Source organism: Microtetraspora fusca, from assembly GCF_001570365.1.
Taxonomy (GTDB): domain Bacteria; phylum Actinomycetota; class Actinomycetes; order Streptosporangiales; family Streptosporangiaceae; genus Microtetraspora; species Microtetraspora fusca.
Genome location: NZ_BBYK01000044.1, coordinates 156,286 through 179,276, shown reverse-complemented (window position 1 = coordinate 179,276; position 22,991 = coordinate 156,286). Strand labels below are relative to the sequence as shown.

Below are 22,991 nucleotides of genomic sequence, written 5' to 3'. Positions count from 1 at the left end.
CCACGGGGTCGGCCTGCGGTGATGTCCGAAATCCGCTAGACCCCGTGCGGCGCGAACTGGTGGACTCTCACCATGACGACTCACGTTGAGAAGGCCCAGCTGTTCCGTTCCCTGCACGTCGCGGGCAGTCCGTTGCTGCTCGCCAACGCCTGGGACGCCGCCAGCGCGCGCATCGTCGAAGCCGCCGGGGCTTCCGCCATCGCCACCACCAGCGCGGGGGTGGCCTGGAGCCTCGGTGCCTCAGATGGCAACCGGTTGGACCGCCGCCGCGCCCTCGACCTCATCGCACGCGTCGCGGCGGCCGTGGACGTCCCCGTGACCGCCGACATCGAGGCCGGGTACGCCGACGACGCCGACGGGGTCGCGGATACCGTGCGAGCCGTGCTTGAGGCCGGCGCCGTGGGGGTCAACCTGGAAGACGCCCACCACGACGGGCCGACGCCGCTGCGGCCGGTCCAGGAGCAGGCGGCCCGGATCGGCGCCGCTCGCCGGGCCGCGGACGAGAGCGGGGTTCCGTTGTTCGTCAACGCGCGCGTCGACACGTACCTCCTTTCGGTGGGCGACCCCGACACCCGCTTTGACGAGACGCTGGCCCGTGCCGCGGCCTACATCGTGGCCGGCGCCGACGGCGTCTTCATCCCCGGTCTCGCCGACCTCTCGACGATCGCGGCCTTCGTCGAGAAGGCGGCCGTACCGGTGAACGTGCTCGCCGGGCCGGGCGCACCCGATGTGGCGGCGCTGGCGGAGCGGGGTGTCGCGCGGATCAGCCTGGGCAGCTCCGTCGCCCAGGCGGCCTACGCGGTCGCCAGGAGGGCGGCCCTTGAACTGCTCGGCAGCGGCACCTACACCACGCTGACCGACGGCCTCACCTACGCCGAGATCAACGCACTGCTGGCGACCACCTGACCGTCCGCATGGCATGCGCGGCGAGCGGCTGCGGGATGGCCGTGAAGTGATTCCCCGGAAGTCGTCTGATCGCCGGTCTCCGTGGGCCTTTCCGGGGCGTACGGCATGATGGGGGTTGTGGGTAGATCCTTGATCGTCTATGACGGGGACTGCGGTTTCTGCACCACCGCGGCGAACTTCATCGAGCGGCGCATGAATGTTCCCGCCGATGTTCGGGCCTGGCAGTTCACCGACCTGGCCGGGCTCGGCACCACCCGGGAGCGGGCGGAGTACGAGCTGCTCTGGGTGGACACCAGGGGCCGCATATACGGCGGGGCCCAGGCGGTGGCCAAGATCCTCATCGCGGCGGGACTGCCGTGGTCACCCCTGGGGCTGCTCCTGCGCGTCCCGCCCTTCCGGTGGCTGGCCCACGGGGCGTACCGGCTCATCGCCGACAACCGGCACCGTCTCCCCGGCGGCACCCCGATGTGCGTCCTGTCCGCCGACGAGCGTCGGAGCGGTTGACCCCGCGGCCCCCGCGCCCGCGGCGCCGCGCCGTACGAGACGCTCTGTCGGCAGGAAGGCGAACAGCAGGCAGAGCACGTGCGGCCAGAACATGATCGAGATCGTGGCGTAGACCATCAGATGGAACGCGGTCAGCACGCCGACGGCGGCGTACCGCCACCGGCCGCGCAGGACGAGGACCACGGGCGAGCTCAGCTCCATGAGCATGATCCCCCACTGGGCCCAGTGCAGCGTCCAGGGGTAGTCGAGCAGCAACCGGCCGACCCCGGTGCCCCGGCGCATCACGGCGCGGACCAGCGTCGCGCTGTTGACCCACTCGATGCCCCCGAAACGGAGCTTCGCGAACGCCGACAGGAAGTACGTCGCCACAACCGCGATCTGTACGCATCGGAGCGCCCACGCGGCCGATTCGGCCGAGCCGGAGCCTCGCAACCGGGCCCCCGCCACCGTCGGCAGGACCGCCAGCGCCACCACGTACGCGATGCGGTCGTGGTCGACCTTCCCGAACGAGAAACTGATGATCAACTGCTCGAAGTAGAGCAGGAAGATGGCCGTTCCGAGGACGCGCTGCCACCGGCCGGACGGCGCGAGGGCCGCGGCGGCCAGGGCCAGCGGGATCAACGTCCAGGTGACGACGACGATCAACCAGGGAGTCGGCCGGGGCAGATGGAGAAGCTCGGCGACGATCAGCGGCTTGTACAGGTCGGTCGCCGAGGCGTGCTGGGACCCGAGCGGGCGGAGCACCAGCAGGTCGAGCGGGATGAACAGGTACGCGGCGATCCGGAAGACCGCCACTCGCGCGAGGGGAACCGGCCCGAAGAACCAGCGGTTCAGCGCAGCCACTGGGCCACCACCCTTTCCTCGGTGCCGACGAACCTACGGTCGCGGAGCTTGAGATAGCGCATCACGAGCCGGGCGCCCGTCCAGCGCGGCTCCGCGGGGCGCAGCCGGTCGTGAGCCTCGACGAGCTTGCCCACGAGCGCGGGATCGGCCTGGAAACGCGGGACCTGGCCCTCCACTTCGGCCCGGTTCACGCCCACGACGGGCGCGTCGAGCGGCACCTCCCGCCATGAGCCGTCCGGCATCCGGGCCTCCAGCGCCATCACATGGATGTTCCCGTTGGGCGGGGTGCTGGTGGAGTACATCCGGAACGGTCCGAAGGGGAAGGCGTCGTCGTCCCCCCAGAAGGTCCCGACGCAGAGCAGCGCGACACCGACCACGGCAGCCATCAGCCGTACGCCCTTGGCTCGGGCGGAAAGGGAGGTTTGCCTGGTGACGGGCGGGCCGGCGGGCTCGGCGGAGGGGGGCATGGCGGGCCGTTCGCCTCGCGTGATCATGAGTGGTGAGTTTACCCAGCCGGTTCTGAACGCGCCGCGTCTTTACCTTTCTCGGCAAACGCGTGAATTCCGGGCAAGTTCCTCGGCGGGTGAGTGCTCGCAGAAGCAGCCAGGTTGAAATTTTGGAGACGTTTTCCAGATCGCCGCGAAGGCGGAACTCGCTTATTAAGTCTCCTGCGGAGTCACCCGCTGTGCCCGCGCGGTCAGCGACCAGAGGGTCCAGGACAGCCAGCCGACCGGAATCTCGATCAGGTGGGCGAAGAACCAGAACAGCAGCACGGCGGCCGTGGCCACCCCGGGTGCCACGCCGAAGCCGAGCAGTGCCAACACGGTCGCCGACTCGCTGATCCCCGAGCCTCCGGGTGTGATGACGGCGGTGGTCAGCACCCGATTGATCGCGAAGGCGGCGACCGCTTCGGGGATGGGGATCCTGGCGCCGGTCGCCTCCAGGCAGCCGATGAACAGGACGCACTGCAGCGCCATGTAGCCGATCATGCCGAGCGTGAGCTGTGGCCACTTGGTGCGGGTGATCTCGATGGTGGAGCGGCGCAGGTCGATCAGGCCGTCCCGCAGGCTGGGCTTGGACTTGATCGGCAGCCGTCCGACCACCCGATCCAGCCCCCTGCCCAGCATGTCGGCCACGCCTTCCCGGTAGAGGGCGGCCGACATGGCGACCACGACACCGAGGAGCAGTGCGCCGCCGGTGCCGGCGGCCACGGCCAGCCGGTTGTCCGGCACCCGCCCCGTACCGACCAGGCAGATGAGCCCCACGGCGGGGAGGAGGAACCGTGCGAGCATGTTCCACACACCCGTCACCACGGTCGAGACCACTACGGGCCGCCGTCTGAAGCCCCATCCGGCCGTCATCGTGAACGTCATGGCGACGCCCACGGCTCCGCCGAAGGGCAGTACGTTGCTGACACCGCTGCCGACACAGTTGACCAGAAGCGCCCGACGCTTGCTCAACCCGGGCAGGGAGCCGCTGAGCACAACCGAGTAGGCGCACAGCCCGGTCACCCACAGTCCGGTGAGCGCTGCCATCGTGCCCCAGCCGATCCGCGAGAAGCGGTGGTAGAGCTCCTGCCACGTGACTCCGGCGATGTGCGGCAGGAAGAAGATGAGCGTCGCCGCCAAAGTCAAAGAGATCAGCGACATCACAGTCCGGCGGAGAGACGAGCGGCTCGCTGTCACCTCCGCCGGCATGGTCTCCAAGGCCAATTCTCCGCCCCTGTCCCCAATTCGCCGGGCCGATCCACCGTCGCGTCTCAAGGAAGGATACTCGCAGACTTGCGCATTTGAGCAATGATCCCAACGCGGCGGGAACCAAAGAGGTGGTGGCGGTCCTGCCCGCCGGAGTTCGGGAGCGGGCAGGACCACCCATCCGGGGACGCTCAGCGGCCCTTCAGCCGGTAACGCAGGTGTGTCACACCGGTCCCTGCGACGGTCAGCGGGTCCTCCAGTTCGATGATGCCGTCGAGGTTGTCGAAGAAGCGGGTGCCCTCACCGAGAAACACGGGCACCAGGTCCACGTGAACCTCATCCAGCAGGCCCGCGTTGAGGCACTGCTGGGTGATGTCGGCACTCGCCACCGCGACGATCTTCTCGCCGGCGACGGCCTTCGCCTTCTCGACGGCGCTCTCGACGCCGTCCGTGACGAAGATGATGTTCGGGTCGTCCTGCGGCCAGCCGTCCGGCACCGTGTGAGTGACGACGAAGACCGGGGCGCCCATCGGGTGCTTGCCGCCCCAGCCCTTCGCGTCGTCAAAGGTGCGGCGGCCGGAGACCAGCGCGCCGACCCCGGCGGTCGCGTCGCGCAACAGACCCGCGCTCGCCTCGGACATCTGGAAGGTGAACTGCGGGACGGCCGTCGGGACGGCGACGTCACCGTTGAAGTACCAGCCGAACAGGCGCTCCACCCCACTGGAGGGGTGGGCGACGAAGCCGTCCAGCGACATCGACATGTTGGCGATCACTGTGGCCATGGTGTCTCTCCGTTCTCACGTGCCGCGGGTGACAGGTGCCCCCCGCGGGCGAAGGTCGAACGTTGAGACGCATCCGGTCCGGAGAACTCATCGGTCCGCTGTCGTGTCGGCCGCCGCGGCGTAGCTCACAACTTCAGCGGCAGGCCGAACGCGGGGAGCAGGTGAGGCTCGAACGTGGTGATCTCCACGATCTTCCCGTCGGCGATCCGGATCACATCGAGGTTCTGCGCGCGGTAAACCGTCGTGCCCGGCCGCTGCACGTAGCCGGCCAGGGCCGGCTGCCCGTTGGCTCGGGTCGGCAGGTGCCGCCAGCGTCCGAGATATTGAGGCGAGCCGGAATCGAACACCGGCGCGACGAAGGACAGGATCGCGCTACGGCCCACGAACCACAGCGGGTTCGGCGGCATCGTCAGCCGCGCGTCCTCGCTGAGCAACTCGGCCATCGCGCTGATATCGCCCCGTTCGGCGGCCGCCATGTAGCGTCGCACGATCGCGCGTTCCTCACGGCCGAGCGTCTCCGAGGCCGTCCATTCCGTACGGCGTTCGGGGAGATGCCCGCGTATCGTCGGCCGAGCCCGTTGCAGCGCGCTGTTCACCGCGGGGACGGAGAGCTTCAGCAGTTCCGCCGTCTCGGTGGCCGGCCAACCGAGCACGTCCCGCAGGATCAGTACCGCACGCTGGCGGGGCGGCAGATGCTGGATCGCGGTCAGGAACACCAGCTCCATCGTCTCCTTGGACACCACCGCCGCGTCCGGCCCCACCTCGTCCGCGACCACCCCTTCCAGGAGCCGGTCGGGGTAGGGCTGCAACCAGGTGACGCGCGCGGGAGGCTCCCCGCTGCCGTGCTCCATTCCCGGCAGCGCCTCGTAGTGCTGCGGCCGGCGCGTGTGTCGCCGCAGGAAGTCGAGGCAGGCATTGGTGGCGATCCGATACAGCCACGCGCGTACGGTGGACCGCCCCTCGAAGCCGTCGCGCCTGCGCCAGGCCTTGAGGAACGTCTCCTGCACGAGGTCCTCGGCGTCGTCGTAGGAGCCGACCATCCGGTAGCAGTGCACCTGCAGCTCCGGCCGGTACGGCTCGACCACCTGGGCGAACATCGACTCGTCCCCCGAGCGAACGGCGGAGAAAGCCGCGGCGGCCTGCTCCTCGTCCGGTCGGATGTGCGGCCCGGAGTCGTTCGTCGAGTTCGTCACCGTTTCCGGCGTGACGATTTCGACGGCCGTACGCGGCCTCCGCCCGACCACGGCGATCCGGGCGGCGTCATGGGCGCTCCGGGCGATGCGGCGCAACCTGCCGATCGAGGACGACAATGCCGTCACCTCGGAATAGAACACCTCCGGTGGTTGCGGAACCAGCAGCTGGACCCGCCGTTGGACTTCGGCGATCAGCTCGCGCACCGCCTGCTCTCCTGGTGCGGCCTGCCGCGACCGGTGCGCCCTCTGCCGGCATGCGCCCGAGCAGTACACCGACGACCGACCCGGTTTGCCCATCCGGCTCGGCAGCGGCTTGCCGCAGCTGCGGCACACGTCCTCGGACATTCTCAGCACTCCATTACGTCACGCCGGGTGGGCGTTACGATCAACCCTCGCGCCCAGCAAGCGCTAATACGTTACGGGCTTTCGCCGAGACGTTTCAGGCCTGCCATGGGACTGTGCCGAGTCAGAAGTCGTCGTAGGGTGCTTGACCTGCGGATCGACCAGAGATGGCGGGCGCGTTCCGTGGACGCCCCGTCAGACCGGGCGCCATGCGAGCGGCGGGTCTTCCCCGACGCGCCCGTCCACGGCCTCGCGCAGCAGGTCGGCGTGGCCGGTATGCCGGCCGTACTCCTCGATCAGGTCGCACACGATGCGCCGCAGGCTGGCCCGTCGACCATCGGGCCAGGCCAGGTGGACGAGCTGGTCGAGCCCGCCGTCGAGCAGGGCGGCGTCGAACTTCGCCCTGGAGCGTGCGACGGCGCCGTCCCAGAGCGCGTAGAGCTGTGCGGGAGCGTCCTCGGCGGCCGATGCGAAGTCCCAGTCCGGGTCGGCCGTCCAGTCCACAGCGTCCCACGGGGCGCCGAGCGGTGTGCCGCTGAGCTTGGTGCTGAAGCATTGCTCCTCGACCCACGCGAGGTGCTTGAGCAGGCCGCCGAGGGTCAGCGACGAAGCGCCGACGCGGGCCCGTAGCCCGGCCGAGTCGAGGCCGTCGACCTTCCACCGGAAGGTCGAGCGCAGGCGGTCCAGCGCACCGGCGAGGTGCTCCGCCTCCGTGCCGGCGAGCGGCGGCTCCCATGGAGGCTGTGTCCATTTCGCGTCGCTGTCGGCCATGGCGTCAGCGTACATGCGTCACTGCACCCGTTATGGGGTCTTGTGTCGGAGACCTTGTCGTCTGGCGGTGATGTTCGCCGGGATGAGCAGCCCGGCAGGGATGATCCCGGAAATGAAACCGCTTAAGGACGGTGACGCTCGGGGAAGGTCAGGGCCGCATTTCGGTTCGGCCCGTCGACTCCGTCACCTCGGCTTGGCGGCCCACAGTATGACGTTCGTGCCGAAGAACTTCTTGCGCCATCCGATGTTCTGAAACCCGAGTCCACGCAGAATGCCGGCGATATGTTGTGGTGATTTGAAGGCGAGCGTGCTGGATTCGAGATAGCTGTAAGACGATCGGTCGCGAGCCACGACCTGCCCCAGCAGCGGAACAAGAACGCGAACTCCCCACTCCATGACCGGCTTCACCAGGCCGCTCGGGGGGCACGTTTCGAGGATCACGATCCGGCCGCCAGGCTTGAGAACTCGGTACTGTTCGCGAAGCACTCCGTCCAGGTCTTCGACGTTCCTGAGGAGATAACCCACGGTGATCCCGTCGAAAGACTCGTTCTCGAACGGCAGGCGGGCCGCATCCGCATGCTGCCATCGAACCGCGTCCGCCCCGGGCTTGGCCATCGCACGACTCAGCATCTCCTCGGAGAAGTCGACGCCCGTCACGGTGGCGGCAGGATATCTCCGTGCCGCCTCCAAAGCGATCACACCTGTCCCTGTGGCCAGGTCCAAGAGCTGTCCGCCAGCGGCAGGCGCGACACGCGCGGCCACCTCGCGGCACCATTGTCCATGGCGGCCGAGAGTCATGACGAAATTCATCCGGTCGTAGTATCCGGCGATCTTCTCGAAGATCCCGTGTACCTGTGAGCCTTTGCCGCGGGGCGTGCGGTCATTCGTCACCTCTAAGACCTCCTCCATCAGGAATGCTCAATGTCGACTCGGCCTGGGCGAGACGGCGACTCGCTCTCACCGGCCCGAAGGTGGGGCTGTGTTGACCTCGACGACGGCCAGTCCCTCCAGGCCCAGCAGGGGTCCTATTGTTGACCACCCTCTGAACGGGAGCCCCCGGCGGGGCGGGCGAATCACGCAGGGGCCGTCTCCTGGTCTCGGGCCGCTCCCGGCCGATCCTTCTTCCGCGCCGCCACGATGATGAGTGCCCCGGAGATCGTTCCGGCGAAGAACGGGAACGGCACGAGAAGGGACGCCGCCCACCACACACCACGCCGCGAGGCCCCAGCCGATTCCGGCGGGCACCACCACCCCGCGGCCGACGAGGGTCCTTGAACGGCGCTCCGAGGTGGAGCGGTACGGCACCGCCTTCGGCATCCATCCCACCGCGCAGGCGGCGCTGGACCGGCTCGGGGTGGGGGAGAAGTGGCCGGGGGTGAGACTTCTTCCCGGCGACCCGGCAGGCAGACTCTCTGGCCCAGCAGGGCGCGTTCGGCATGGGATGGTCGCTTGAAAACAAATTTCCAACCTGATTTTATGGACGCATGGCCGGGAGGTGCCCGGCCGATTCCCCCCTTCGAGGAGCAACGATGAAGCTCACCCAGGCCGCCGCTGCGACGTTCGGACTCAACGACGACTCTTGGAAGCGGCACGCCAACGCCTGGAGCGTGTGGACTCGGATGGCCGGGCTGGCGCCGATCCTGCTGCCGATCTACTTCCGTGACGAGCTCGGCTGGTGGGCGCTGGCGCCGATCGTGGCGGGCGTGATCTGGATGTGGATCAACCCGCATGCGTTCAAGCCGGTCCACGAGCCGCGCAGTTGGGCGGAGAAGGGCATCTACGGCGAGAAGATGTACGCCGCCGACCGGTCACTGGCGGCCGAGGCGCACCGGCCCGCGATTCGGTGGCTGATCGCCATGGCCGCCGTCGGTGCCGCGATCATGGTGTACGGCCTGGTCCGCGTCGAGGCCTGGCCCGCCGTCTTCGGCTGGGCGCTCGTCTTCATCTCCCAGCTGTGGCAGATCGACCGATTCGTCGCCATCTATGAAGAGGGCCTGCGGCGGGCCGCCGCAGAGGGCGACGTTGCGTAACCCCTGCTACCGCAGCACCGTGCCCGAAAGAAGATGAGAGACCATCATGCACACCCCTGGGACGGCGCACCCGCGCCGCTGGTGGATCCTGGCGGCGCTCTGCCTGAGCCTGCTCGTCCTGGTGATCGACAACACCATTCTCAACCTGGCCATCCCCTCGCTGATGAGCGCACTCGGCGCGTCCCCGCAGGACATCCAGTGGATCATCAGCTCCTACACGCTCGCCTTCGCCGGCCTGCTGCTGACAGCGGGAGGACTGGCGGACCGCTACGGCTGCAAGCGAATGCTGATCACCGGCCTGGCCGTGTTCGCCGTCGCGTCCCTGCTGGCCTCGCGGGCGACCTCGCCCGCCATCCTGATCGCCGGGCGGGCGCTGATGGGCGTCGGCGGCTCGCTGGTCATGCCTGCCACCCTGTCCATCCTGGTCACCGTCTTCGACGAGAGCGAGCGGCGCAAGGCCATCGCCGCCTGGAGCGCGGTTTCGTTGGCCGGCATCCTGATCGGGCCGTCGCTGGGCGGCTTCCTGCTGGAGCATTTCTGGTGGGGGTCGGTGTTCCTGGTCAACGTGCCCGTCGCCGTCGTGGCGATCGCCGCCGCGGCGTGGCTGATGCCCGAGTCCACCGGTAGGGCCGGCCGTGCCGACGTGCTCGGCGCAGTGTTGTGCACGGTGGGGATGGTGGCCGTGGCGTACGCGGTCATCGCCGCGTCCGAGCACGGCTGGGACGGCCTCGCCACCATGGGCGTGCTGGCGTTCGGGCTCGGAGTCATGGCCGTCTTCGTGGTCTGGGAACTGCGGGCGCCCGCCCCGATGCTGCGTCGCCGCGCGGGCGGCCTTCACCGGGTCGATGTCCGTGGGCATGGCGGTCGGTGCGGCGTTGTCGGTGGCGGCCGCGGTCCTCGCACTGTCCCTGATCCGGGCCCGGCCCGCCGCAGCCCACGTCCCCATTCCAAAGGCCACGTCCGCACGCAACCGTGAAAACATATGAACAAAGCGTTCGCTTGAAGGAAGGTTGTCTCCGATGCCGCCCGCGTTCACCGCCGAGGAAAAGGCCCACATCACCGCCCTGCTCCTGGAGACCGGAGAGAAGCTCTTCACCGCCCAAGGGCTGCGCAAGACCTCGTTGGAGGAGCTGATGGCCCCCACCGGAGTGGCCAAGAGCAGCTTCTACGTCTTCTTCGACTCCAAGGAAGCGCTGTATCTGGAGCTGATGATCCGCCAGTCGGGCGAGGTCAAGCGCCGGGTCATCGACGGCGGCCTGCTGAGCACCGACGACCCGCGCGAGGGGCTGCGCCGCTTTCTGCACGCCACCCTCGCCGAGCTGTCGGCGAACCCGCTGTGGCGCCGCCTGATGACCCACCCGGAAGAGATGCAGGCTGTGGCTCGCAAGCTCGACCCGGCACGTGTCACCGCCATGAGCGACAACCCTGTCACGGCATTGACGGAGTTCGTCGCCGACCGCTCCGGTCGCGGTGAGCTCGTCCCCGCCGACCCGGCCGTGATCATCGGCGTACTGCAGTGCGTGCTGCTGGTGCCGATGTTCGCCGACCGGCTCGGTGACCCCGATCTCTACCGCAAGACCCTCGACCTGCTCGTCGACATCGTCGCCTCAGGTCTCACCCAGCAAAAGTGACCCGCGCATAAACGGTCCGCACAACCCCGACTGCCTGTACCTGCAGGGGGCCCTTGGACGATGAGGCGGACAAGATCGACTCTGCCGGTTTCGGAGGGCGGCTGCTGCTGGCCCGAAGCTCGAAACCGAACGCCACGCGAGCGGCGAACGCGTGCTCATGCATACCCAGGCCGCGACCGCTCTGATGGCACCGGGAGGCGATGTCATCGCGCTACGACAGCTCTTCGCAGAACTCCTCGAGCGCCCCGAGAACATGCACATGGTCGCCGCCCTGATGGCGGGCGCAGATGTCCGCTACGACATGGGCGAGGAAAACCCCGCTGCCCCCACCGGCTGGTTCGTGCCACCATCAACCTGACCACCGACGACGGGCACACGCGGCGCCTGGCCGAGCTCCTGCGCGACGCCCGCCCCCTGCTCCTTGACCTCACCGGCGGGAACGACCTCGCCGCCACCGCAGAGTCCTGGAATGACCGAGTGCACCGCGTGACCGCGACCGCCGACGACTTCCCGGCACCCGCATTGCTCATCCGACCCGACGGCTACGTCGCCTGGGCAGGCGCGGACCCCGACAGCCTGAAGAAAGCCCTCACCCGCTGGTTCAGCCCGGGCTGAGGCTCCACCATCTCCCGGCTCTGTCACGTACTACGGAGAGATGCCGCGCGCACCGCGGGTGCCGGAAATCCATCCGTGCACGTCAGGTATCGATCGATGATCACATGGTTCGATCTTGGGGGCCGCACGACTTACGCCGCCGAGGCATGATGATCCGTCATGCTGCCGCGTCTGGTCCACCTCGCCGTGACGACCACCTTCGCGTTCATGCGGCTGCTGCTGGGAAGCGGTCGTGACAGGAGATCGAGATCCCATCCCGTCTGCCGCGACCTACCGCGAAGCGGCAACGGGCCGGCGGGGGAGAGGCAAGCCCGTCCTCACTGTCTCTGTCAGCCGGTTGCCGTTCGACCATTGGACGCCGACGGTCACAGACGGGCTTGAGCCGTAGGAACCGGCCTTCTGGGCTTGCCTGGGTCGTGCCTGGTGGGACGATCAGACTTCCACTCAGCCATCTAAGGATGTTGCCCGCGCACGGTGATCGCCCCTGGAGCCGGCGTGCCCCGCCGGAGGTGCTCTTTTGATCGGAGGGATGGGATGAGAGAGTTTGCGATATGAATGTGCGGCGATCCGTTTGGTATCAGCTCGGGTCTGCGTTCTTTTTCGTCTTCTGCGGCTGGACCATGTCCGGCGGAGTGTTCGGACTTTCTGGGTTTCATGGTCCGATGCCGGATGCATGGCTGACGGGCATGTGGGTGTTTCTCTCGCTTGGGATCCTGTTCAAGCTGGTGGCTGGAGTTTCATATCTCATGCGGAAGCAGGGCGGCCGTGATTCTAAGGATGCCGCCGGGTAACGGGTCGAGCGGATGCACGAACGAGCTGCGGCAGAGGTCGATGTCCTACAGCTCGATGGCTTGCGATCAGTTAGCCCCTGGCTAGCAGAAATGCCAGTCCAGGGGCTCTCTTCGTTATCGCCCTCTTTCCCTGTGGCTCCCCCTTGATCACCGCTAGGTCTGGCGGGTGGCATGCGAATGATCTTGCGTAAACGGACCAAGGCGGTACCAGCCGTCAGGCCAGCGCCAGGAAAATCGCGAAAGGGACGGGGATGAGCGTAGCCGCGCCGAGCCATGCCGCTAGCCTTCGTCCACGCTGGAGCGGGATGATCACGTCGATCATGGCCACGAATGCCAATGTGAATATGCCGGTCACGGCCAGGAGAAACATGATGCCGGACGCATGATCGAGGGTCGTGTAGTTGCAGTTGGTGAGCTCCGGCTTGGTAAGGTCTTCCGGCCTCTTGCAGTCCATCGGCATGTACTTGGTCAGCAGCCACCACGCCAGATAGAGCGGCACACCCGCGGGCACACCGAGTCCGAGGTTCACCAGAACGGGACCCCAGAGGCCGCCCCTTGCTACTTCCTTACGCCCGGGTACGCGCATCAGCCCTGTGCCCGGTCATCGCCACGCTCATTCTCATGCTCCTGTCGGTCTCCGAGGAGAATCGGAACCACCACGCAACACGCGGCGATCCGCCACGTTACTCGGTGACAGGGGTGTGAAAACGAACTCCGGAACTTCAATCGTCCCTAATCACGGCAGAGATCGGCCACCCTGTGGCGATACTCGTTCCTCGGCCATTGGATGCCAACTCCACGATCACCCGGAGACGGAGGCCCCCGCCGGAGGCGTCTCGGACGCAAGGAGCGCAAGGGTTTCGACGAGGTCCGGGCTCCATGTGTATTCGATGACGGGCAATTCGAACCCTGCGGCGAACCGTTCAACGAATTCCTTCGTGAGGCGGCCGCCGAGTCGCTGATAGAAGGCGATCGCGGAGACGTTGTCACGCAGTACCTCAAGGTAGATCACCCTGCCGGGATGATGCGTGGCAGCCCAGGAGAAAGCGCGGTGTACGAGTCGGCGGCCGATACCGGAACGTTTGAGCCCGGGTCGGACATGGAGGTTGTCGAGTAGGACACGGCCGTCAGATTCGAGGGTGAGGTAGGCGAATCCCACGAGGGTGGTGCCCTCGGCGGCGACGAGCAGGCAGGAGGCGTGATCCGACTCAGGGGCGACGGCAGTAAGCCGGGTTTTCCACATGACCTTGCGCTCGTCGAGTAGTGACCCGTTCAGGTAGCTGGCGGGCATGATTTCGCTGTAGGCGGTCTGCCAGCTATGGGTGTGCAGTTCTGCGATGCGCTCGGCGTCGTCTTGGGTGCCGAATCGGATGTGCATGGCGTAGAGGTTGGCATAGGCACTGATAGATCCGGTAATTGCCAGGAGTGACGTCCTGAGAGCGGGATGTGCTATGGAAGCGGCCCGGCAGCGTCGGCTCGAAGGACGTGCACCCTGCATGGTGGTTGGGCTCGGTCATTGAGTGACTGGCGGCGGTGTGCCGGTGGTCGGCGAGTTCGTTGGGTACGGCGGGGCCGCATACGGCGATGCCCCCCTCGGCGCCCGTGTCGCGACCGGCCCCGAGGCCGCAGCGCGGCACGAGGACACTGGCGCGGTGCGTATGGCGGCGCGGCGCGCCGCTGCTGAGAAGTGGGTGATTCCTTTCCTCTGCCGTATGCCACTGACCTGCTCGACAAGCTATTGGCGTACGGCGGCCGGGGGGAGATCATCCGGGACATATCCCGTAGGCCCATCCGCTACCGTGACGCCGTGTCGAGTAGCGAGCGTCATCTGTCAGTCGAGGAGCAGGCCGTCATCCTGGCACTCCTCGCGCAGGATTTCCCCGGCGCGGACGAACTTCGGGCTCAGGTTCCTTCGGCAGTTGTCAGCGGGCGATGCGCATGCGGGTGCGCGACAGTGGACCTTCGCGCGGGAACAGAACCTCGCGCACTCACCTCACCGGTGCAAGACGGCGTGCTGATTTCCGCCGACGTACGTGGGCGCAGCGATGGCGTCTTGCTCTTCGTCGAAGAAGGCCATCTTTCGTGTCTTGAGGTCTACTCCGTCGAAGATGAGCCGGCCACGCTCCCGCGGCCTGAAGATCTCATCGTTGCCGCGCCAGGCTCGTGGGAGTGATGTCCTGCAAGAGGAGCAAGTTCAAAGGTCAACTCATGAATCCGCGGATCAAAAGATCGGGCTTGCCGTAGTTCCGCACAGTTCAATGCAGGTCAGAGCTCGTACGTAATCCGATTTGAACCGTCCTGGATCACCTGGAACTGCAACCAGGAATGCGACTCGGCGGCTAAAGCGCCATTAATGCCTTTGCTAGATCGTCTCCGTAAGAAGACCAGCAGCAGACGGACTCCGAATCATGAATCTCTCCCATGAGATACTCACCGTCTCGGGCGTCACGTGCCAGACACAATCCTCCGACCTTGATGATCAGCGAGACTGGGACTTTCTCTCGGCCGTCTAGATCGTCTAGAAACACGGGGGTGTCGAGAGGCAACAACTCAGCCGAGTCAGCCACGGCCACCTCGGCGACGCGCGCTAAGGTCCACCCATCGGGAAGCTGCCCGACATCGTGTCTCACCCTGTGATGGTAGTCGGCAGTGACAGGAGGCTATAGACCCCGGGGCAATCCCCATGTGCAGCTGGGAAGGGCATAGATTTCGGCTCGTAGGGCCGCCGAGTTGGGCTTCGGGGCGGTCGTGAGTGACCGTGGCCGGCCACTCGTCACCCTGTCTAATCGCACGCCAATTGCACGACGATCAGCCCGTGACCTGGTCTTCCCTGCGCGACACGTATGCCTTGCCTCCTGATCATCCCTCAGTCTGAATGCCTCCGCCGGAGCCGGGTCAGTTGTGCCGGCTTGAGGCGCTTTCCAATAAGCGAAGAGACCAGAACGGTCGCAAGCGTGTGGTGCTGATCCTCGATGGCGATCGGGCGACTTTGCGGGGCCGGTCCCGGCCATGAGCGCCTTCGGGCCGCTCTCCGCAATTACGCTGATCCACAAAGGACGCTCGACATCAAACTGTTACGTTGAGCCGGGCTCCAAGACCTGATGAATTGAACGCCCGCTACTAAATCATGGTCAGCTATGGTGACCGCATGAGCCCACCGCCGGATCGTGGAAACTGGCGGCGCGAGGTTGCCATCGGCCGATTTTCGCGCCTGATCGAGCATGCCCGATCAGGCGCGCTTGTCGGAGGCGTGCGCGGGCGCCCAGGCGTGCTCGTTGAAGTGATTGTTCTGCTGCTCGGGTTTCTGTTCTTCACGCACTTTCACGCCCTCGCAGGCAAGGACGTCGCGTCTGCCACCGCCAACGCTCTCGCCCTGCAGTCCGTGGAGCGCGCCCTCCACGTGGACATCGAGCAGATGGCGAACGAGTGGCTCACCGGACATCCGGCCCTGATCCAGCCGGCGGTGTACTACTACCGCTTGTACTACGTCGTGCTTGTCGGTGTGCTGATATGGGTTTTCGTCTGGCACGCCGATGTCTACATCAAGGTCCGCCGGACCCTTCTCGCGATGATCGTCCTCGTTCTGCCGGTCTTCTGGGCGCTGCCCATGTCGCCCCCGCGGTTCGCCCTGCCGGGTGTCGTCGACATCGTCGCCGAATACGACATCCTGGGGAGCCATGCCTCACAGGGGACCGGGAACGGCCAGAATCTCTACTCGGCCATGCCCAGTCTGCACGTGGGATGGTCGGCGTGGTGCGCGTATGCCGTGTGGTCCGCGCTTCGGGCCTCTCACCCGCGATTGGCGCTGCTGTCGTGGGTGTTCCCACTCGCCATGGCGGCAAATGTGCTCGTCACAGGGAACCACTACGTGCTCGACATTGTCGGAAGCGGTGTGTTGCTCCTCGTCTCCATCGCTGCCGCATCAGTGTGGGGCCGCCTCGCCGAACGCTGGCGCAGGGCGAGATCCGGCATTCGGACTCAAGGCTGCACGCTCAGCGGTCCTGGGCACTAATTGGCCGGGGGCGGAGCCAAGGTGTTGGGGGAAGTAGAAGCCGCCGACGCAGTCACCTCCCCATCGGCTCTCCTCCCTTTCGGCCGTGCTGGTGCGACGTCCCGGGTGCGCCGGGCCGGGCGCGACCCACTCAGCTTCCGTAGTGGCACCAGACGCCCTTGACCTCGGTGTAGGCGTCGATCGCGTACGACCCCATCTCCCGGCCCCAGCCGCTGGCCTTGAACCCACCCCAGGGAGCAGCCATGTCGGGGATCGGCGGCATGTTGATGAAGATCGCACCCGCGCGGACGCCCTCGGCCACCCGGTTCGCCACCGCGAGGTCCCTGGTCCAGATCGTCGCCGCCAAGCCGTACTCGGTGCGGTTGGCCCGGGCAATCACTGCGGCCAGTTCGTCCTCGTCGTCGTAGGAGAGCACCGACAGCACCGGACCGAAGATCTCCTTGGTGGCGATCGTCATCCCGTCCTTCACCCCGGCGAAGACCGTCGGCTGGAAGAACCACCCCTTGCCCGCCGCACGCCGACCGCCGGTGACGAGCTCGGCACCCTCGGCCGGCCCGGTAGCGACCATTTGCTCCACCGAGCGTAGGTGCTCGGCGGAGACGAGCGGGCCGAGCTGGGTGGACTCGTCCAGGCCCGGCCCGAGTCGCATCCCACTCACCCCCTCGGCGAGCTTGCTGACGAACTCGTCCTCGCGCTTGCGGTCGACGTAGAAGCGGGTGTACGCCGCGCAGACCTGGCCGCTGTTGAGGGTGCTACCGGCGATGTTGCCGGCGACCGCGGCGTCGATGTCGGCGTCAGCGGCGATGATCGATGGGGCCTTGCCCCCGAGTTCGAGGGTCACCCGCTTGAGGTTGCCGGCGCTGGCCCGCACGATCGAGCGGCCGACCTCGGTCGAGCCGGTGAACGACACCTTGTCCACCCCGCGGTGCGCGGCGAGCGCCGCCCCGGTGGAGCCGTCGCCGGTGACCAGGTTGATCACCCCGGGCGGGAAGCCCACCCGATCGGCGAGCTGAACGAGCCGGATGGAGGTGAGCGGGGTCTGCTCGGCCGGCTTGATGACCACGGTGTTGCCGGTGGCCAGCGCGGGGGCGAGCTTCCACGCCAAGATCATGAGGGGGAAGTTCCATGGCGTGATCAACGCGCAGACTCCGACCGGCTCGCGGCGGGTGTAGTGGAGCGTGTCCGGGAAAGAGACCGGCGTGGTGGCACCCTCGATCTTGGTGACCCAGCCGGCGTAGTAGCGGAAGTGCTCGGCGGCCCCGGCGACGCTCACGGCGCGGGAGATGCCGACCGGTTGGCCCTGGTCGCGGGTCTCCAGGACGGCGAGCTCCTCGGCGTGTGCCTCGATGAGGTCGGCGAGGTCGAACAGCAGGCGGGCGCGCCGCACCGGCGGCATCGACCGCCACTGCCGATCCTCGAAAGCCCGCCGCGCGGCGGCGACGGCGGCGTCGACGTCGGAAGCGTTGGCGAACCCGACCTCCTCGAGCAGTTCCTCCGTCGCGGGGTCATGGGTCGGGATGACGCCGCCCGATGCCGGCACCCATGCCCCGTCGATGTAGACGTTGGTCGCCACTGCCGCCTCTTCCTGCTCGAGTGGACTCTCTCGGCGCTCCCGCGCCGGCGAGAGCTTCCGCCAGGATGAGGGCCGGCCACTGCGATCACCTTGACTATGCGCGTAGGGCCGTTGACCACGCGCGAAAAGCTGCCGTCGCACCAGGAGCCGGCGCACAGATGTGCCCGCGACGACAAGTCGGGGCAGCCGGCATCTCCGTCGAGTTGGAAGTGGCCGCGCGGTGCAGTCGATCGCTGCTCGTTACCAGAGCGCCGCGCGGTGCAGTCGATGGCTGCTCGCTACCAGAGCATCGACGTCGCCGTCGTCCGCGCGGGCTCGGTGGGCCGGTCGGCAAGAACGTGCACGACACCACCGCCGACGTCTGGGCCACTGTCATGGCCGGCAACCTGCGCAGCGCCTTCCTGCTCGTCAAACACGCGTATCCGCACCTGGTCGCCTCCGAGGCGCCGACCGTCGCCCTACGCGCGCCTGCCTGCAGTGGCACCGACTTCGGTGGACAACGCCGCCAATGGGACCGCGTTGCAGTTGCCCCGGGCGCTGGCCGGGGAACCGGTCGAGGACCGCAGCCAGGTCAACTGCGTGGGCCCGTCGGTCGGCGATTCGCCGCCGACCCCCTGACTGATTCGTCAGGGAGGCCCGAGATTTCCGGGTCGGCCGCTTTTCGGGCGCTACCGACGAGCGAGAAGTCGCCGAACGGATCCTCTGCCTCGCATCCCCGCTCCGCGCCGGTCATCGGCACGAGCCTGACGTCGGGTTTCGGCTGCCCAGCCCCCTGAATCGTGCGAGGCGATCACGCCCCAAGCGCCGCGAGGAAAGCCGAGCTGATGGATCCCTTTTTTTGTACGTGATCGTATATGTTTGTACGACCTGGCTTCTTGGCCCGACTTCTCACAGCGCAGTGCAACCTTCTGGCAAGGAGGAGCAGGGTGAGATCAACCGCCGATGACCTCGCTGTCTCCGTCGCGTCGTCCTTCGATGAGTGGCAGGACCTCGTCTCTCGATCCTTCGTCTCCCTCGGGGTCACCAGAGACGGTTCGCGGCGATTCCGCGGCGGCATCCGCCGCCGGGTGCTCACCGACGTATCCCTGTGCGAAATCACCGCGTCGAGCCACACCGTCCGTCGCACCGCGACGCTGATCGGCCGGGACGACGCCGCGTTCTTCAAGCTGAGCCTGCAACTGTCCGGCACCGGACTGCTGGTCCAGGATGGCCGGGAGGCGGTGCTCTCCCCCGGAGACCTCGCGATCTACGACACGAGCCGGCCGTACACCCTGACGCACGACGACGACTTTCGCTCGCTCATCGTGATGTTCCCGCGCACGCTGATCGACCTCCCCGTCGATGCTGTGGGGCAACTGACCGCCGTCCGGATGCCAGGCAACACCGGTCTCGGCCGGGTGATCAGCCCCTTCCTTGTCCAGCTGGCCCAGAACCTCGATCAGTTCTCCGGCACAAGCGGGCTACGCCTCGCGCACAACGCCCTGGACTTGGTGACGACGATGTTCGCCGACGAGCTCGGCACCGCGCGCCAGGCGGGAAACCCGAACCAGACGCTCGTCGACCGGATCCGCGACTACATCGACGCCAACCTCGGTGACCCGGACCTCTGTCCGGCCAAGGTGGCGGCGGCCCACTTCATCTCGACTCGGCACCTGCACAACCTGTTTCGGGCCGAGGGGACGACGATCGCTGCGTGGATCCGCTCGCGGCGGCTTGAGCGCTGCCGCCGCGACCTTCTCGATCCGCTGCACTGCCACCGCTCCGTCGCGGCGTTGGCGGCTCGATGGGGGTTCCTGGACGCCGCGCATTTCAGCCGCATCTTCAAGGCCGCCTTCGGCTTCTCGCCGAGCGCCTACCGGCAGCGTCGCGCGGCCTGAGCGCCAGTAGCGGTCAGCCTGACACGGCGGCGTTGAGCGGCGCGTTGTCCACGATCTGCTCGAACTCCACTACCTTGCCGCCGTCCAGCCGCCAGACATGCACCATCCGGGCACGGAAGGAGTGGCCTGTTCCACGGTGCTTTCCCGAGTAGTGGCCCAGCGCGACCACCTGGTCACCAGCGTCGAGCAGTCGGTCGATCTCGGCGGTGAACCCCTCGAACTGCTCGCCGATCGGCGCGAAGACGTTCGCCACGATCGCGTCAGGCCCCACGTAGGTGCCCTCGTAAAGCGATCCCTCGGCTTCGGTCCAGCGGATGCCGGGCGCGAACGGGGCGAGCATGCCATTGAGATCGCCGCGGGTGGAGGCGGCGTAGTGGGCGGCGACGATGTCGGTGTTCTTCACGGTGTCACTCCGATCAGGCAGGCGGGACGACGGTAGGCATGACTACCGGGCACGGCAGCCCCACAACGTATCGACCTGCTCCGCCGTCCTCCATGTCTGTTTCTGCACTCCTGTTGATATTCCGCGCAGGCAGGGCGGGGTACCGGCCTTGCGCCTGCCGATAATGTCACCCGCCCAGGTCACGGCCGCGGCTTCGCCTGACGTAGCGATCTCCGGCCGTCAGGGAGGGGTGGGAGTGCGGCACGGGCCCCCGCCAACCGTCCGCTCTGTCCGCTCTGTCTGCAGGCGCGGTGTAGGGGCAGGAGCACGTGCCGCGGACCCGGGAACTCAAGTCGTGGAATGCCGCCCATATTGGATAGCGTCACTATCCGAATTTGGATAGCATGGCTATCCAAGAGAAGGGTGAGTGCTATGACCGTGATCGTTCTCGCTGTGGCCGCGCTGTGTTTCCGCCTGTTGGGCGTGGCGCTCGGCCTGGCCCGCTTCACCACCTGGCGTCTGAGCGCCGCGCACGGCTTGGCCGTCATGCTCGTCATGACGGCCAGTGCCCACTTCGTCCCGTCGGGCGTGACCTTCATGCCGAACCACGCCGACATGGTGGCCATGGTTCCGCCGTTCGTCCCGTTCCCCGCTCTCGTGGTCTACCTGACCGGTGTCCTGGAACTGGCGGGGGCGGTGGGCCTCGTACTCCCGGCCACCCGGCGGGCGGCCGGGATCTGCCTGGCGCTGCTGTTCGTGCTCATGCTTCCGGCCAACATCCACGCCGCCCTGGCCGGGGCGACCTTGGCGGGAGAGGCGGCGACGCCGCTGTGGCAGCGCCTCCCCGAGCAGGTCCTCTACATCGGCGTGGCGCTCTGGGCGGCGGGCGTCATCGGGCGACGGCGTTCGGGTCGTACGCCCTCCGCGAGCAGCGCGTCTCCTGCGCGTTGACACTGCCCCGGCCGTGATCAGGAGTTCAGAACTTGGCCCCGACCAGTGCTGGACGGATGTGAATATGAGCCGCCATGTGGCTTTGCTGTGGTACTGCCGGAATCTCGAAGATCAAAGCAGTTGCACAGCGGGGAGCCAACGGCACATGATCAGGAACATGGCCGCACTGCCTGACCCCTTGCCTGTGTTCATCGACTGCGGCTGTTCGGACATCTACTACTGCCCGCGAGCTGGTGAAGTCGAGTGCCCCCGGCACAGTGGTTTCGATGTTTGCTGCGACGCGCTTGAGCAGCACACCTCGATTCGTGCCACCACCAGCCAGCAGGAGGCTCCGTGACAGAGGAAGAGGAAGTACCCGTCGGCGAGGCTCTGAATGGCCTCAACGTCTACCCGCTTCCCGAAGGATGGACCGCTCTGGGCGCGATAGTTCTCGTGAAGTGCCTTGATGAGGAAGGTCACTCCTCATGGGCCTTCAGGACCACGGACGGGCTGAGCGATGAGGAACTTCTTGGTGCCCTGACTGTCCGAACCGATCTCCTCCGCCGCAAGCTGTACGACGCATATACGAGTGACGACGATGATGAATAAGACCAGGCGCTCTTCCAACGACAACATCAGCTTGGGAAGTCTTTCAAGATAATGCTGTCTGAGCTGCGAAAACGCTGACCTGGGTTTATGTCGATCCAGTTACCGTGAGTCCCTGTGACTCCTCGCTGATCGCCGTCCGAACAGGCACGCAACGGGCACGCACCTTCTGATCCGTAGGTCCCCAAACGATCTCCAGTGTCGTTCAGGATCGTTCGCCGTGCTGGTCGGAGGTCGCCCCGCCGTTCAGGTTTGTTCGGCTCAGTTTGTGAGTCTCCGTTCGGGTGGCTCCCACGCCGGGAGCGGTGTCTTTCTTATCAGGGCTTTTCACCTTGTGATCAGACGGCTGTGGCCTGGCTCGTGACGGTGGCCAACGGTTGTGATCGTGAGTGAGTGGGTGTGTGTCTGTTGCAGTACGCGTTGCAGTACTACGCCCGCCCCCTGGTTCCCGCCGTCCTCCTCGTAGCTGTCAATCCCCAGGGCGGGGCCGCCGTGTCGAGGGTCAACGAAGTTGATCGCATGGCGAGGCCGTAGGCGCCCTCGACTCGGTGGCCCCAACCGGGACACTCGATCAGCGAGGAGGACGTAAACCGTCAGGGGGTGGGCTGTCTCATGTGGTCCGTGCTCAGGACGTCGGCCCGCGAGGATGACCCCGATATCACCTCTCAAGGTCGTACAGACTTTTCGTCGGACTCGCATGCCAGGATCTCCATGATCTGTCCCTAGAGAGAACAGGATTCTCATGAGCGGCTACGACTGGCTCGATGACGATGCGTTCTGCGCAACCTTCGTCCGCGGCCTTACCCCGCACGAGGCGCTGGCCCGCCTTGGCATTGACGTATTCGACGGCGATGCCGAGGAAGGCGAGATCGATGAGGGCCTCATCTCTGCCCGGTCGGCTGAGGGCGGGACCATTCTGAGCGAGTGGAACGGCTTCGCCGGCACGCTGGACGAGGTGCTGCGGCCCTTGTCGGCTGGGACGGTCACGGCGAGCGTCTTCGTCAACGTGAACATGGTCGCGTCCTTCGACCATTACGTTGACGGCCGCAGGATCCTGTCCTTCGATCCGCTGTTTCCCGACGACGAGGATGGCATCTCAGAGGACTACCTGGCCGACCGGATCGAGCTCGGGCTGGTCGGCGACAAGTCGGAGGGCGGGCTTGCCGCTGCGCTGCTGCTGGCCGAGCGCATCACCGAGGTGCGGCCGAACGCATCAAGTGACATCGTGGCCGCCCACGGCGTTCTCGAGTACTGAGCCGCTTCCGCCCTGTTTCCACGGCTCGACAGTAGCCCGTCGTGCTCCTGGCGCAGTGCCAGAAAGTCGTCCAGACATTGCAGCAGCGTCTCGACGGCGCGGGCGTCAGTGTCGGGGTCCATGTCACGCGCGCTCTTCGGGCCCTCCGGCTCGGTCAGACGCAGAACGAGGCTCCACCAAACCAGGTTGTTCCCACACCCAACCCGGGTCACCAGCCATTCCCGAAAGCCGGTGAGCAGGGCACCCGCGTTCCC

The 22,991-nt window shown here is 66.8% G+C and carries 25 protein-coding genes and 1 pseudogene; 15 read left to right on the top strand and 11 right to left on the bottom strand.

Going from position 1 to position 22,991, the window contains the following annotated elements:
- Window positions 1-72 precede the first annotated feature (72 nt).
- Window positions 73-906 carry an isocitrate lyase/PEP mutase family protein gene (locus tag AWQ68_RS13390; RefSeq protein ID WP_066939938.1) on the top strand — a complete coding sequence of 278 codons (834 nt, stop codon included), beginning with the start codon at window positions 73-75 and terminating at the stop codon, window positions 904-906.
- A 108-nt stretch (window positions 907-1,014) separates the two neighbouring features.
- Complete coding sequence (locus AWQ68_RS40780; RefSeq protein ID WP_084463970.1) at window positions 1,015-1,410, top strand: thiol-disulfide oxidoreductase DCC family protein; 396 nt, start codon at window positions 1,015-1,017, stop codon at window positions 1,408-1,410.
- Between the two features lie 75 nt (window positions 1,411-1,485).
- On the opposite strand, the pseudogene AWQ68_RS44875 reads toward AWQ68_RS40780, so the two are convergent.
- The 7 genes and pseudogenes from AWQ68_RS44875 to AWQ68_RS13350 all read right to left on the bottom strand — a co-directional run.
- Window positions 1,486-1,857, bottom strand: a pseudogene (locus tag AWQ68_RS44875) (HTTM domain-containing protein); the annotation flags it as partial.
- A 383-nt stretch (window positions 1,858-2,240) separates the two neighbouring features.
- Complete coding sequence (locus AWQ68_RS13375; protein WP_157545264.1) at window positions 2,241-2,747, bottom strand: hypothetical protein; 507 nt, start codon at window positions 2,745-2,747, stop codon at window positions 2,241-2,243.
- A 165-nt stretch (window positions 2,748-2,912) separates the two neighbouring features.
- Window positions 2,913-3,902: a lysylphosphatidylglycerol synthase transmembrane domain-containing protein gene (locus tag AWQ68_RS13370; RefSeq protein WP_281217631.1), complete on the bottom strand. Its 990-nt coding sequence runs from the start codon at window positions 3,900-3,902 to the stop codon at window positions 2,913-2,915.
- 236 nt (window positions 3,903-4,138) lie between these two features.
- The gene (locus AWQ68_RS13365) at window positions 4,139-4,729 is read right to left on the bottom strand and encodes a dihydrofolate reductase family protein (protein WP_066939925.1); all 591 of its coding nucleotides are present in this window, start codon (window positions 4,727-4,729) and stop codon (window positions 4,139-4,141) included.
- Window positions 4,730-4,854: 125 nt separating this feature from the next.
- Entirely contained in the window at window positions 4,855-6,267 is a 1,413-nt protein-coding gene (locus tag AWQ68_RS13360) for a sigma-70 family RNA polymerase sigma factor (RefSeq protein ID WP_174554103.1), read from the bottom strand.
- A gap of 192 nt (window positions 6,268-6,459) precedes the next feature.
- A complete protein-coding gene (locus AWQ68_RS13355) occupies window positions 6,460-7,035 on the bottom strand; it encodes a DinB family protein (RefSeq protein WP_066940270.1) in 576 nt (191 codons plus the stop codon).
- A 183-nt stretch (window positions 7,036-7,218) separates the two neighbouring features.
- Window positions 7,219-7,926, bottom strand: a complete 708-nt coding sequence (locus AWQ68_RS13350; protein WP_084463969.1) for a ubiquinone/menaquinone biosynthesis methyltransferase — start codon at window positions 7,924-7,926, stop codon at window positions 7,219-7,221.
- Window positions 7,927-8,564: 638 nt separating this feature from the next.
- On the opposite strand from AWQ68_RS13350, the gene AWQ68_RS13345 reads away from it, so the two are divergent.
- The 5 genes from AWQ68_RS13345 to AWQ68_RS46160 all read left to right on the top strand — a co-directional run bounded on the left by AWQ68_RS13345 (window position 8,565) and on the right by AWQ68_RS46160 (window position 11,311).
- Entirely contained in the window at window positions 8,565-9,065 is a 501-nt protein-coding gene (locus AWQ68_RS13345) for a DUF6653 family protein (RefSeq protein ID WP_066939920.1), read from the top strand.
- Window positions 9,066-9,111: 46 nt separating this feature from the next.
- Entirely contained in the window at window positions 9,112-10,041 is a 930-nt protein-coding gene (locus tag AWQ68_RS13340; protein WP_066939917.1) for an MFS transporter, read from the top strand.
- 43 nt (window positions 10,042-10,084) lie between these two features.
- Window positions 10,085-10,696 carry a TetR/AcrR family transcriptional regulator gene (locus tag AWQ68_RS13335; protein ID WP_066939914.1) on the top strand — a complete coding sequence of 204 codons (612 nt, stop codon included), beginning with the start codon at window positions 10,085-10,087 and terminating at the stop codon, window positions 10,694-10,696.
- A 151-nt stretch (window positions 10,697-10,847) separates the two neighbouring features.
- The gene (locus AWQ68_RS13330; RefSeq protein WP_066939911.1) at window positions 10,848-11,054 is read left to right on the top strand and encodes a hypothetical protein; all 207 of its coding nucleotides are present in this window, start codon (window positions 10,848-10,850) and stop codon (window positions 11,052-11,054) included.
- On the top strand, window positions 11,030-11,311 hold the full coding sequence (locus tag AWQ68_RS46160) for an aromatic-ring hydroxylase C-terminal domain-containing protein (protein ID WP_373281520.1): 282 nt from the start codon (window positions 11,030-11,032) through the stop codon (window positions 11,309-11,311). Before AWQ68_RS13330 ends, AWQ68_RS46160 begins: the two co-directional genes overlap by 25 nt.
- A 1,005-nt stretch (window positions 11,312-12,316) precedes the next feature.
- Here AWQ68_RS46160 and AWQ68_RS13320 read toward each other — a convergent pair.
- Together AWQ68_RS13320 and AWQ68_RS13315 are read right to left on the bottom strand one after the other, a co-directional pair.
- Entirely contained in the window at window positions 12,317-12,631 is a 315-nt protein-coding gene (locus AWQ68_RS13320; RefSeq protein ID WP_245655895.1) for a hypothetical protein, read from the bottom strand.
- Between the two features lie 273 nt (window positions 12,632-12,904).
- Window positions 12,905-13,480: a GNAT family N-acetyltransferase gene (locus AWQ68_RS13315; protein WP_066939903.1), complete on the bottom strand. Its 576-nt coding sequence runs from the start codon at window positions 13,478-13,480 to the stop codon at window positions 12,905-12,907.
- A gap of 429 nt (window positions 13,481-13,909) precedes the next feature.
- Here AWQ68_RS13315 and AWQ68_RS40770 point away from each other — a divergent pair, with 429 nt between their 5' ends.
- Window positions 13,910-14,275 carry a hypothetical protein gene (locus tag AWQ68_RS40770; RefSeq protein ID WP_084463968.1) on the top strand — a complete coding sequence of 122 codons (366 nt, stop codon included), beginning with the start codon at window positions 13,910-13,912 and terminating at the stop codon, window positions 14,273-14,275.
- A 975-nt stretch (window positions 14,276-15,250) separates the two neighbouring features.
- Window positions 15,251-16,114 carry a phosphatase PAP2 family protein gene (locus AWQ68_RS13310; protein ID WP_084463967.1) on the top strand — a complete coding sequence of 288 codons (864 nt, stop codon included), beginning with the start codon at window positions 15,251-15,253 and terminating at the stop codon, window positions 16,112-16,114.
- A 130-nt stretch (window positions 16,115-16,244) separates the two neighbouring features.
- Here the strand turns inward: AWQ68_RS13310 and AWQ68_RS13305 are convergent, their stop codons facing one another.
- On the bottom strand, window positions 16,245-17,687 hold the full coding sequence (locus AWQ68_RS13305; protein ID WP_066939897.1) for an aldehyde dehydrogenase family protein: 1,443 nt from the start codon (window positions 17,685-17,687) through the stop codon (window positions 16,245-16,247).
- Window positions 17,688-18,164: 477 nt separating this feature from the next.
- Between AWQ68_RS13305 and AWQ68_RS42390 the strand changes: the two genes are divergently transcribed.
- Both AWQ68_RS42390 and AWQ68_RS13300 read left to right on the top strand, forming a co-directional pair.
- Window positions 18,165-18,305: a hypothetical protein gene (locus tag AWQ68_RS42390; protein ID WP_157545258.1), complete on the top strand. Its 141-nt coding sequence runs from the start codon at window positions 18,165-18,167 to the stop codon at window positions 18,303-18,305.
- A 308-nt stretch (window positions 18,306-18,613) separates the two neighbouring features.
- Window positions 18,614-19,564, top strand: coding sequence for an AraC-like ligand-binding domain-containing protein (locus tag AWQ68_RS13300; RefSeq protein WP_066939894.1), 951 nt, complete (start codon window positions 18,614-18,616; stop codon window positions 19,562-19,564).
- A gap of 13 nt (window positions 19,565-19,577) precedes the next feature.
- On the opposite strand, the gene AWQ68_RS13295 is transcribed toward AWQ68_RS13300, so the two are convergent.
- On the bottom strand, window positions 19,578-19,967 hold the full coding sequence (locus AWQ68_RS13295) for a nuclear transport factor 2 family protein (protein ID WP_066939891.1): 390 nt from the start codon (window positions 19,965-19,967) through the stop codon (window positions 19,578-19,580).
- 411 nt (window positions 19,968-20,378) lie between these two features.
- Here AWQ68_RS13295 and AWQ68_RS13290 point away from each other — a divergent pair, with 411 nt between their 5' ends.
- From AWQ68_RS13290 to AWQ68_RS13285, 4 genes are all read left to right on the top strand, one after another.
- The gene (locus AWQ68_RS13290; protein ID WP_066939888.1) at window positions 20,379-20,897 is read left to right on the top strand and encodes a DoxX family protein; all 519 of its coding nucleotides are present in this window, start codon (window positions 20,379-20,381) and stop codon (window positions 20,895-20,897) included.
- 157 nt (window positions 20,898-21,054) lie between these two features.
- Window positions 21,055-21,234: a hypothetical protein gene (locus AWQ68_RS40765; RefSeq protein WP_157545256.1), complete on the top strand. Its 180-nt coding sequence runs from the start codon at window positions 21,055-21,057 to the stop codon at window positions 21,232-21,234.
- Complete coding sequence (locus AWQ68_RS40760; RefSeq protein WP_084463940.1) at window positions 21,231-21,485, top strand: hypothetical protein; 255 nt, start codon at window positions 21,231-21,233, stop codon at window positions 21,483-21,485. Before AWQ68_RS40765 ends, AWQ68_RS40760 begins: the two co-directional genes overlap by 4 nt.
- Before the next feature lie 739 nt (window positions 21,486-22,224).
- Window positions 22,225-22,737, top strand: a complete 513-nt coding sequence (locus tag AWQ68_RS13285; protein ID WP_066939885.1) for a DUF6461 domain-containing protein — start codon at window positions 22,225-22,227, stop codon at window positions 22,735-22,737.
- Window positions 22,738-22,991 lie beyond the last annotated feature (254 nt).